Source organism: Streptomyces sp. NPDC058459 (assembly GCF_042721685.1).
Lineage (GTDB): Bacteria > Actinomycetota > Actinomycetes > Streptomycetales > Streptomycetaceae > Streptomyces.
Genome location: NZ_JBHXLV010000240.1, coordinates 1 through 9,588 on the forward strand (window position 1 = coordinate 1; position 9,588 = coordinate 9,588).

Genomic DNA, 9,588 nt, shown 5'->3' on the forward strand with positions numbered 1-9,588 from the left:
GGGTGGGCCAGGGCCAGGTGTACACCGAGCGGGTGGATATGTACGCGTAGCGGTCGGCGCGGTCCTTGAGCAGACGGGCCGTCTCCAGCACCGACTTCGGCGCGCCCGTCCAGGTGTCCACCACGGCGTCCCAGTGGCTGTCGTCGGCGGTGAGCGCGGCGAGACCCTCGGGTGAGGTGCGGTCTCCGTGCAACGACCTGACGTCCGGCGGGGATTGGCGGTTGCCCCGGTTGAACGCGGTCACCTCCCAGCCCCGCTCCAGCGCGGCCTCCACCACGGCCCGGCCCACGAACTCGGTTCCGCCCAGCACAAGAAGTCTCATGCCGGCGATCGTGCCCCGAGCGGACGCGGTCCGCACACGCGTCCGCTCAGAGCTGACCCGCTCAACCCGCCGTAGGCGGGGTGTACTTGTAGCCGACCCGGCGGACGGTCTGGATGGCGTGCCGGTACTGGGCGCCCAGCTTGCGGCGCAGCCGGGCGATGTGGACGTCGACGGTGCGGCCGTCGCCGACATGGCCGTACCCCCACACCGTGGTGACCAGCTGGTCGCGGGTGTGCACCCGGTGCGGATGGGTCACGAGGTGCGCGAGCAGCTCGAACTCCAGATACGTCAGGTCGAGTTCACGTCCGTCCACATGGGCGATCCGCCGCTGGGTGTCGATCCGCACCACCGGCTCGGGGGCCTGCTCGGCCGGGGCGGGGACGGCCACCGGGGCGAAGGGGGGCCGCTGGTCCGCGGGGACCAGGACCAGGTAGCCGACCATCGGGGGACGGCCGGGGAGGTCGGGCAGGGTGTGCGGCGGGGCGGGCAGCCAGGTGGCGCCGGGCGGCAGGAGCTCCGCCACGGCCGACGCGACCGTCTCCGCGACGGTGGGGGAGGGCAGGTGCCACTCCTCGTCCCGGTCGACGGCGCGCAGCCGGTGCCGGGGGGCGGCGGCCGGGGCGCCGGGGCGGTCGGTGAGGGTGGTGGCGGTGGACTGAGGACGGTGGGTCGCCATGAGAGGTCAGCTCTTTCGCGCGAGGAGTGTCGTCGGGCGAGGCGGCGACCGCGGCTCGTGACCGGGTGCGCGCCGGGAAACGTTCGTCGTTCCGCGCTGGCCGGAGGCCGGGGAGTCCGTGAGGCCGGTGGTGTACGGCGCTCAGGGATCTACGGTGCTCAGAGGGCCCGCGCGACAGCCGCGCGGCAACACACTCGGTCGAAGTCGTCATGCTGACGGGAAGGCCAGAACGGCTCCAGGTCGTCACGACCCGTAGCTACGCAGTTCTGGAAGCCGACCATGGGCCTATTGAAGCAGAAGCGGGCGCCGGGCAGCAGCCTTCTCTCACCCCTTGGACGCGTCCTTGACGCCTTCTTGGCCGAAAACCACTGCTGGCCAAGGTAGCCCGAAGGGGCGCCCGCCAACTCGGCGGGCGCCCCGTCTCGGTATGTGAGATCAGACCTGGCCGGCCTTCTCCAGCGCGGCACAGCAGGTGTCGACCAGCAGACGGGTCACCACGTAGGGGTCGACGTTGGCGTTGGGACGGCGGTCCTCGATGTAGCCCTTGCCGTCCTTCTCGACCTGCCACGGGATGCGGACCGAGGCACCGCGGTCCGAGACGCCGTAGCTGTACTCGTTCCACGGGGCGGTCTCGTGCAGGCCGGTGAGGCGGTCGTCGATGCCGGCGCCGTAGTTCTTGACGTGGTCCAGCGGCGCGGAACCCTCACCGAGCGACTCGCACGCGGTGATGATCGCGGCGTACCCCTCGGGTCCTTCGCGCATGGCCCTGGTAGAGAAGTTGGTATGCGCGCCCGCGCCGTTCCAGTCGCCCTTGACCGGCTTGGGGTCGAGGGTGGCGGAGACGCCGAAGTCCTCGGCGGTGCGGTACAGCAGCCAGCGGGCCACCCACAGCTGGTCGGAGACCTCCAGCGGGGCGAGCGGGCCGACCTGGAACTCCCACTGGCCGGGCATGACCTCGGCGTTGATGCCGGAGATGCCGAGGCCGGCTTGCAGGCAGTTCTCCAGGTGGGCCTCGACGACGTCACGGCCGAAGATCTCGTCGGCGCCGACACCGCAGTAGTAGCCGCCCTGAGGAGCCGGGAAGCCGTTCTCCGGGAAGCCGAGCGGACGGGTGCCGTCGAAGAAGGTGTACTCCTGCTCGATGCCGAAGATCGGCTCCTGTGCGCCGAAGCGGTCCTCGGCCTCGGCGAGCGCGGCCCGGGTGTTGGACACGTGCGGCGTCAGGTCGGTGTCGAGGACCTCGCACAGCACCAGGATGTCGTCGCCGCCGCGGATCGGGTCCGGGCAGGTGAAGACCGGCCTGAGTACGCGGTCGGAGGCGTGGCCCTCGGCCTGGTTGGTGGAGGAGCCGTCGAAGCCCCAGACCGGAAGCGCGTCGAGACCGGCCGGGGCACCCGTGATGATCTTCGTCTTGGAACGGAGCTTGGCCGTCGGCCGGGTGCCGTCGATCCAGATGTACTCGGCCTTGAAGGTCACGGGGACACATCCTTCGGGGGTGGTTCGGGCGCACCGGGTGGTGCCGCCGCGCCGTGGCACGGACGCCGCGTCGATATGTCCGGCAGCGTGCCAAGAGGCGATTTCCCGATCATTGCCCTCAGGTGAACCCCGTGTTACCCACAGGTTCTGTGGCACGGCTCACGATCTTCGGACATGACGGAGGCGGGGTCCTGGGGCGCCGCCTGTTCCTCCTGCGCGGCGGTGCGCGCAAGGCGGCGAGTCCTGGACCCCGCCCGTCGGTACGGAGTGCGGAGTGCGGGGTGCGGAGAGCCGGAGAGCGGCCCGGAGCCGACGTCAGGTCGGTCCGGGCCGTGTTCTCACCGGTGTCCGTTCACCTCGTCGCGCCTCACCCCACCTTCTCGATCACGGCGCGGCGGATCAGGAACTTGCCCGGCTCCCGGACCTGCTCGAAGGCCGCGTTGTTGAGCAGGGCGCAACTGCCGGACACCGAGGCGACCTTGACGGTCGTGGACTTGTTGTTGTCCAGGTTGGTGACCTTCAGCGTGGTCCCGATCGGGAACTGGTTGCTGGACGCGGCCGGGGCGCCGCCCTCGCCGGAGAGGGTGACGGTGGAGCCGTTGCAGACCTGCTGCCCGGAAGCGGCGGCGCCACCGCCGTTGCCCTGCGCGGGCGGAGCGCTCTGCGCGGGCGGGGCACTCTGCTGCCCGCCGGCCTGCTGTCCGCCACCGGCCTGCTGACCTCCGGCCTGCTGGCCCGCGGCCTGCTGGTTGCCCGCCTGGGAGTCCTGAGCCGACTCCCCAACGGTGCAGCCGGCGGCCTTCTGCTGGACCTTGATCTGCGCGATGACCGCCTCGCGGTTGGCGATCCGGGCCGAGGACTGCGCGTCCGGGTTCGCCTTCTGGTCCGCGATGAATTTCTGGTTGTTGCCGAGGGCGGTGGCGAATCCCTGGCACGCGGTCGAGTCCGCGGCGGACGACAGGGTCTTGGCGTCCTGCGGGCTCTGCGCGGCGTCCGAGGAGTTCGCCAGGGCGAAGGCCCCACCGCCCGCCACCGCGGCGGCGCTGACGAACAGCGCGATCTTCTTCTTGGTGCCGAGACTTCTGCTGCGCGACATCGGCGCCTCCATGGGGGGTAGGGGAGCGTACGCCGCTATGTACGGGAGGCCCGGCCGCCGTGACTCAAGGGTCACACCCGTGGAATAAGTGACCTGCGTCATAGCCGAGTCGGCCCGGCCGGGCGGCCCGCGAGGAGCCTTGTTCGAATTTCCAGCGCCCCTCTCGTCACTCACGTGACGGCATGTCAATTTCCGTTCCCATCAGCGCATTCAACACCCCTGCGCGCCCTCCCCGTTGTCAGTGCCCGCCGGTAGACTGGGGGCAGTGTTCGAGAGTGTTCGCCGAGGTTTCCGGGCGGGTGCTCCGCTCGCCACAGGAGGTTGTCCGTGCCCGCTGCCGCTCTGAGGAACAAGCCGTCGCCGACCCAGTCCACCGCCGAGCGGCCCGTGCCGCTCGACTCGCCGTACGTACCCGTCGCGAAGCGCCCGCTGCCCGCCGGGCGGCCGCGCGAGTGGTACGTGTCGCACAACCGGCGCCTGAAGGCCATGCGCCTCGCCATAGCCCTGCTCGACTCGGGCGTCTACCGGCCCGCCCAGGCCCGCGACGAGGCGATCCGCGACACGGCGGACAGGCTCGGCGTCCACCCGCCGTCCGCCACCACCTGCCGCATGGTGCGGGCCCTGCTGCACTGAGCCCACGCCCCCGGGCGCCTCCCCGAGGGCGCCCGGTGCCGGGGTCAGCCCCCGTACCGCTCCAGCAGACCTCGCACATACGCCTCCAGGCCGCCGCCTAGCACCTCGACGGTCAGGTCCGTCCGGCCGCTCGCGCCACGGCCCGGCCGGCTCGGCGGCGTCCGGGGCGTACGCCAGGGAGGCAAGCCCTTCCTCGAGAGGTGCGCTCCGCCTCGGTCAGCGCCGCCCCGATGGTGCGCACGTCGCTCCGTCATGCGCCGAAGCCAGGTGCCGCAGCGGCGATGACACGTCCGCCGCTCAGCCCGTCATCCCCGGTGCGTCCCACAGCGGGAACCACCGGGAGGTGTCCTTCTCGATCCGCAGGTCCCCCTCCAGCGCCGACGCCACCTGAAGCTCCAGGGCGTTGTCGCGGCGCCGGCGGCCGGGGCGGACGCAGAGGGGGTAGAAGGTGCCCCGCTTGTAGAGGTAGACGAGGGCCAGCCGGCGGTCGTCGGTCTGGTCGGCCCGCTCGAACACCGCGAGGGAGCACAGCAGTTGGGGTCCGAAGCCGTTGGCCTCCAGGGAGCTGTTCACCGCGTGGAGGTCGTTCACCAGCTCGGGGAGCTGCTCGGGGGAGCGGTGCGAACTGAGCCAGGAGTAGCCGAAGTCGTCCTGGGTCAGCTCCACCGGAGGCCCGCTGCGCCCGGCGTCGGCGTCCAGCAGCTCCCGTACCTCCCGGCGCGTCTGCTCGAACGCCGCGCCCTCCACCGTGGCGAAGCACACCGCGCCCGCGCCGGTCGGGGTGAACCCGGCCGCCGCCTGGAGGGTGATCGCCGCCGAGGGCAGCGCGAAGAGCTGATCGAGATCGGGCGCCACCGGCTTCGTACGCCCCAGCAGGATGTCCAGCAGACCCAATGATCAGCCCGTCTTCTCGGGGGCGGCGGCCTCGCCCAGCTCCGCGGAGATGCGGCCGAGCTGGGCGAGCCGCTGCTCCAGGGGCGGGTGGGTGGAGAAGATCCGCTCGATGCCCGGCTCCTTGCCGGTGGCCGGGGTGAAGTAGAACGCGTTGAACGCCTGCGCCGTGCGCAGATCCTTCGTCGGGATACGGGCGATCTCCCCGGACACCTTGGTCAGCGCCGACGCGAGCGCCGAGGGGCGGCCGGTCAGGTGCGCGGCCGCGCGGTCGGCGGCCAGCTCGCGGTACCGGGACAGCGCCCGGATCAGCAGGAAGCTGATCGCGTACACGGCCGCCGAGACACCGATCACCGCGGCGAAGATCGCGGCGGTGTTCTGGTCGCGCCGGCCACCGCCGAAGAGCTGCGAGTAGAACATGAACCGGACGATCAGCCCGGCGATCACACCCAGGAACGACGCGATGGTGATCACGGCGACGTCCTTGTGCGCCACGTGCGACAGCTCGTGCGCCAGCACGCCCTCCAGCTCGGCCGGCTCCAGCCGCCGCAGCAGGCCGGTGGTCACACAGACCACCGCGTGATCGGGGTTCCGGCCGGTGGCGAACGCGTTCGGCATGTCCAGCTCGGACACGGCGATCACCGGCTTCGGCATGTCCGCGATGGCACACAGCCGGTCCACCACCGCGTGCAGTTCGGGATACCGCTCCCGCTCCACCACATGCCCGCGCATCGCGAACATGGCGATCTTGTCGGAGAACCAGAACTGCGCCACGAACATCACGGCCACCAGCACCGCGACCAGCACCCACGACTTCAGCAGCACGATCAGCGCGGCGACGAACGCCACGTACAGCAGCCCGAGCAGAAACATGGTGACCGTCATCCGCACGGTCAGCCGACGGTCACTGCGAAAACGGCTCCGCATCCCGCATCACCCCATACTCGACCTCTCCCCCCGCATCCAGTGTGCACCCGGCGCGGCCCGTGCCGGGCGGCCGCGAGCGGCAAAGGCTTCCCCCGCTTCACCGGCCCCCGGCCGTCCCGCGCACGCTGGTCCAGCTCCAGCCACGTCGCCGGGTCCCTGCCGTCAAGCCGGGTCCCTGCCGTCAAGCCGGGTCCCTGCCGTCAAGCCGGGTCCCTGCCGTCAAGCCGGGTCCCCGCCGTCAAGCCGGGTCCCTGGCGTCAATGGGACGGCCTCATCTGCGCCCACCCCAGCAGCACGATCAGCGCCACCACGCATCCCAGCACCACGGCCGTCGACACCCACGATCCCCCTCGGGACCTCGCCGGCGTCGGATCGGCCCGGAAGGGGGCCGGGTCCGGGGGGTTCTCCTTCCAGCGGGCCGCGAGCATCCGGGCCCGCGCGGACGGCTCCTTGTGCTCGGCGGAGTCTGCCCACCTCAGGTCGAACTCCTTCTCCCCATCACCCTGTTCGGCCATGTCGCATCCCTCCCGGTCCTGGGGACCACGATCCCCCGAAAGTAGGAAGCGCGAGCGGTGGAAAAGGTTGCGCGAGGGCTCGGGATGCCGAGCCGGCGGTGCTCACCTAGCATCGGGAGAGTGCCGCAGAGCGGGACGCGATCCAGCGTCGTCCCGGTTACCGAAGGCGGCAAGCCCACCGACCGCGCCGGATTTCCCGCTCCGAGTGCGCGGCCGTCCGAACCGTGCAGTCGCGTAGCGCACGCGGGGTGGAAGGAAGGTACGTCCATGAATGCACAGCGCGCCAAGCGCCTTGTGGCGGCGTCCGCCGCCGGTCTCCTCCTGGCAGCCGGCGGAGCAGTGGCCACCGCAGGCACCGCCTCGGCCACCACGGTCACCCAGGTGTCGACCAATCGCGGCTGCGGCTGGTGGGGCAACTGCGGCTACGGCTACGGCTACGGCTTCAACAGCGGCTACGGCTTCAACAACGGCTATGGCTTCAACAACGGCTTCGGCTTCAACAACGGCTACGGCTACAACAACGGCGGCGTAGTGGTGGTCGTCGTCCCCTGACGACCACGACAGCGTGACAGCGGAGGGCCGCCACCCCACCCGGGGCGACGGCCCTCTCTGCCATGTTGCGACTCTCTGCCATATGGCGACGTCGCGGCCATATGGCGACGTCGCGCTTCGAGCAGGCGACACGGCGAAGAAGAGCCGCCACCCCGGCTGGGACGGCGGCCCTTCGCGTCAGGCAGGGACGATCACACGTCGTAGTACAGCTCGAACTCGTGCGGGTGCGGGCGCAGCTGGAGGGGGGCGATCTCGTTCGTGCGCTTGTAGTCGATCCACGTCTCGATGAGGTCCGGGGTGAAGACGTCGCCCTGGAGGAGGAAGTCGTGGTCGGCTTCGAGGCGGTCGAGCACGGCCGGGAGGGAGGTGGGGACCTGGGCGACGCCCGCGTGCTCCTCGGGGGCCAGCTCGTAGAGGTCCTTGTCGATCGGCTCGGCCGGCTCGATCTTGTTCTTGATGCCGTCCAGGCCCGCCAAGAGGAGCGCGGAGAAGGCCAGGTACGGGTTGCCGGAGGAGTCGGGCGCGCGGAACTCGACGCGCTTGGCCTTCGGGTTGGAGCCCGTGATCGGGATACGCATCGCAGCGGAGCGGTTGCGCTGCGAGTACACCAGGTTGATCGGCGCCTCGAAGCCCGGCACCAGACGGTGGTACGAGTTCACCGTCGGGTTGGTGAAGGCCAGCAGCGACGGGGCGTGCTTGAGGATGCCGCCGATGTAGTAGCGCGCCATGTCCGACAGGCCCGCGTAACCGGCCTCGTCGTAGAAGAGCGGTGCGCCGCCCGACCACAGCGACTGGTGGACGTGCATGCCCGAGCCGTTGTCGCCGAAGATCGGCTTCGGCATGAAGGTCGCGGTCTTGCCGTTGCGCCAGGCCACGTTCTTCACGATGTACTTGAAGAGCTGGAGGTCGTCCGCGGCGGCGAGCAGCGTGTTGAACTTGTAGTTGATCTCGGCCTGGCCGGCCGTGCCCACCTCGTGGTGCTGGCGCTCGACCTGGAGGCCGGCCTTGTCCAGCTCCAGGGAGATCTCGGCACGCAGGTCGGCGAAGTGGTCGACCGGCGGGACCGGGAAGTAGCCGCCCTTGTAGCGGACCTTGTAACCCCGGTTGTCCTCGACCGCGCCGGTGTTCCAGGCGCCCGCCTCGGAGTCGATGTGGTAGAACGCCTCGTTCTCGGCGGTCTTGAAGCGCACGCTGTCGAACACGTAGAACTCGGCCTCCGGGCCGAAGAACGCGGTGTCGGCGATGCCGGTGGAGGCGAGGTACGCCTCGGCCTTCTTGGCCACGTTGCGCGGGTCACGGGAGTACTGCTCGCCCGTGATCGGGTCGTGGATGAAGAAGTTGATGTTCAGCGTCTTGTCACGGCGGAACGGGTCCACGCGGGAGGTCGACAGGTCCGCGCGCAGCGCCATGTCGGACTCGTGGATGGCCTGGAAGCCGCGGATCGACGAGCCGTCGAAGGCCAGCTCCTCGTCAGGGTCGAACGCCTGGACGGGCACGGTGAAGTGCTGCATGACGCCCGGCAGGTCGCAGAACCTGACGTCGACGAATTTGACGTCCTCGTCCGCGATGAACTTCTTGGCCTCGTCGGCGTTCTGGAACATCCAGCTCCTCCTACTCCCGACCGTTCCCGCCGGGGTGGTAGATCGTCTCGTGCGGCCAGTGCGGTGGCACACGCTAGGTCCCGACACTAGGGACGGGTGATTTCTCGGGCGTGACTCGTTTGTTTCGCAGAAGTTAACCAGCCACTCCTACAACGTAACCCCGTCACACCCCTGCCCGTACCGCACGAAACCAGGCGCAGTACCGTGGTGAGGTGGACAACAGGGAAGTGATGGGCTCGTGGCTCTCCGGGCCGCGCGCGGCCATGGAAGAAGCGGGCGCCGACTTCGGGTACCGGGGCGAGCAGCTCGGGCTCCCGCAAAACGGGCCGAACTCGATCGCCCGTCCGGGTCGCCGGCTCGGCGCCCTCGCCGTGGACTGGGGGCTGTGCGTGCTGATCGCATACGGCCTGATCACCCACGGCAACAGCCCGGCCACCAGCAACTGGGCCCTGCTCGTGTTCTTCGTCATGAGCGCGCTCACCGTGGGCACCCTCGGCTCCACGCCGGGCAAGCGCCTCCTGGGGCTGCGCGTCGTCACCCTGGCGACCGGCACCGTCAGCCCGGCGCGCGCCCTGTTGCGCACCTTCCTGCTCTGCCTGGCCGTCCCCGCCCTGGTCTGGGACCGCGACGGCCGGGGCCTGCACGACCGCCTCGCCAGGACCGTCGAGGTCAGGATCTAGGCCCCCTAGGGCCAATGCCGGTGACTTAGATGTCTTGTGCTCGTTGGTTGTGGTGTGGCGAGGATGGGGCAGGTCAAGTCGCCTGCGAGGGAGTGGTTGTCGGACCGGGTCGCGGTCGGGGTGTTGACGCGGGTGTTTCCGCCGGGGCTGGTCGATGAGGTGATCGCGGAGACCGGGCGGGGTGAGCGGCGTAGTCGGTTGCTGCCGGCGCGGGTCGTC

At 70.3% G+C, this 9,588-nt stretch carries 13 protein-coding genes; 4 read left to right on the forward strand and 9 right to left on the reverse strand.

What is annotated here, in order from left to right:
- From ACFWN1_RS28955 to ACFWN1_RS28970, 4 genes are all read right to left on the reverse strand, one after another.
- Positions 1–322: NAD-dependent epimerase/dehydratase family protein (locus ACFWN1_RS28955; protein ID WP_384368230.1), on the reverse strand; the 322-nt coding region annotated here is incomplete at its 3' end.
- Positions 323–383: 61 nt separating this feature from the next.
- Positions 384–998, reverse strand: coding sequence for a winged helix-turn-helix domain-containing protein (locus ACFWN1_RS28960; RefSeq protein WP_384368233.1), 615 nt, complete (start codon positions 996–998; stop codon positions 384–386).
- A gap of 435 nt (positions 999–1,433) precedes the next feature.
- Entirely contained in the window at positions 1,434–2,474 is a 1,041-nt protein-coding gene (glnII, locus tag ACFWN1_RS28965) for a glutamine synthetase (RefSeq protein ID WP_384368236.1), read from the reverse strand.
- Positions 2,475–2,841: 367 nt separating this feature from the next.
- Positions 2,842–3,570 carry a hypothetical protein gene (locus ACFWN1_RS28970; protein ID WP_384368239.1) on the reverse strand — a complete coding sequence of 243 codons (729 nt, stop codon included), beginning with the start codon at positions 3,568–3,570 and terminating at the stop codon, positions 2,842–2,844.
- A gap of 327 nt (positions 3,571–3,897) precedes the next feature.
- Here ACFWN1_RS28970 and ACFWN1_RS28975 point away from each other — a divergent pair, with 327 nt between their 5' ends.
- On the forward strand, positions 3,898–4,203 hold the full coding sequence (locus ACFWN1_RS28975) for a hypothetical protein (RefSeq protein WP_384368242.1): 306 nt from the start codon (positions 3,898–3,900) through the stop codon (positions 4,201–4,203).
- Positions 4,204–4,247: 44 nt separating this feature from the next.
- Here ACFWN1_RS28975 and ACFWN1_RS28980 read toward each other — a convergent pair whose 3' ends face one another.
- The 4 genes from ACFWN1_RS28980 to ACFWN1_RS28995 all read right to left on the reverse strand — a co-directional run bounded on the left by ACFWN1_RS28980 (position 4,248) and on the right by ACFWN1_RS28995 (position 6,536).
- Entirely contained in the window at positions 4,248–4,388 is a 141-nt protein-coding gene (locus ACFWN1_RS28980; RefSeq protein WP_384368245.1) for a hypothetical protein, read from the reverse strand.
- A gap of 112 nt (positions 4,389–4,500) precedes the next feature.
- Positions 4,501–5,097, reverse strand: a complete 597-nt coding sequence (locus tag ACFWN1_RS28985; RefSeq protein ID WP_384368248.1) for a hypothetical protein — start codon at positions 5,095–5,097, stop codon at positions 4,501–4,503.
- A 3-nt stretch (positions 5,098–5,100) separates the two neighbouring features.
- Positions 5,101–6,021 carry a zinc metalloprotease HtpX gene (gene htpX, locus ACFWN1_RS28990; RefSeq protein ID WP_384368251.1) on the reverse strand — a complete coding sequence of 307 codons (921 nt, stop codon included), beginning with the start codon at positions 6,019–6,021 and terminating at the stop codon, positions 5,101–5,103.
- 257 nt (positions 6,022–6,278) lie between these two features.
- Positions 6,279–6,536, reverse strand: a complete 258-nt coding sequence (locus ACFWN1_RS28995) for a hypothetical protein (RefSeq protein WP_384368254.1) — start codon at positions 6,534–6,536, stop codon at positions 6,279–6,281.
- 267 nt (positions 6,537–6,803) lie between these two features.
- Between ACFWN1_RS28995 and ACFWN1_RS29000 the strand changes: the two genes are divergently transcribed.
- Entirely contained in the window at positions 6,804–7,088 is a 285-nt protein-coding gene (locus ACFWN1_RS29000; protein ID WP_384368257.1) for a hypothetical protein, read from the forward strand.
- Between the two features lie 191 nt (positions 7,089–7,279).
- Here ACFWN1_RS29000 and glnA read toward each other — a convergent pair whose 3' ends face one another.
- A complete protein-coding gene (gene glnA, locus ACFWN1_RS29005) occupies positions 7,280–8,689 on the reverse strand; it encodes a type I glutamate--ammonia ligase (RefSeq protein ID WP_384368260.1) in 1,410 nt (469 codons plus the stop codon).
- Between the two features lie 212 nt (positions 8,690–8,901).
- On the opposite strand from glnA, the gene ACFWN1_RS29010 reads away from it, so the two are divergent.
- Both ACFWN1_RS29010 and ACFWN1_RS29015 read left to right on the forward strand, forming a co-directional pair.
- A complete protein-coding gene (locus ACFWN1_RS29010) occupies positions 8,902–9,369 on the forward strand; it encodes an RDD family protein (protein WP_384368263.1) in 468 nt (155 codons plus the stop codon).
- A 63-nt stretch (positions 9,370–9,432) separates the two neighbouring features.
- Positions 9,433–9,588 (forward strand): transposase domain-containing protein (locus tag ACFWN1_RS29015; protein WP_384368266.1); only part of this gene is annotated, 156 nt, incomplete at its 3' end.

Coding starts and splice junctions, on each gene's coding strand:
- ACFWN1_RS28970 (WP_384368239.1), bottom strand. CDS start 3,570: ATGTCGCGCAGCAGAAGTCTCGGCACCAAGAAGAAGATCGCGCTGTTC.
- ACFWN1_RS28995 (WP_384368254.1), bottom strand. CDS start 6,536: ATGGCCGAACAGGGTGATGGGGAGAAGGAGTTCGACCTGAGGTGGGCA.
- glnA (WP_384368260.1), bottom strand. CDS start 8,689: ATGTTCCAGAACGCCGACGAGGCCAAGAAGTTCATCGCGGACGAGGAC.
- ACFWN1_RS28960 (WP_384368233.1), bottom strand. CDS start 998: ATGGCGACCCACCGTCCTCAGTCCACCGCCACCACCCTCACCGACCGC.
- ACFWN1_RS29000 (WP_384368257.1), top strand. CDS start 6,804: ATGAATGCACAGCGCGCCAAGCGCCTTGTGGCGGCGTCCGCCGCCGGT.
- htpX (WP_384368251.1), bottom strand. CDS start 6,021: ATGCGGAGCCGTTTTCGCAGTGACCGTCGGCTGACCGTGCGGATGACG.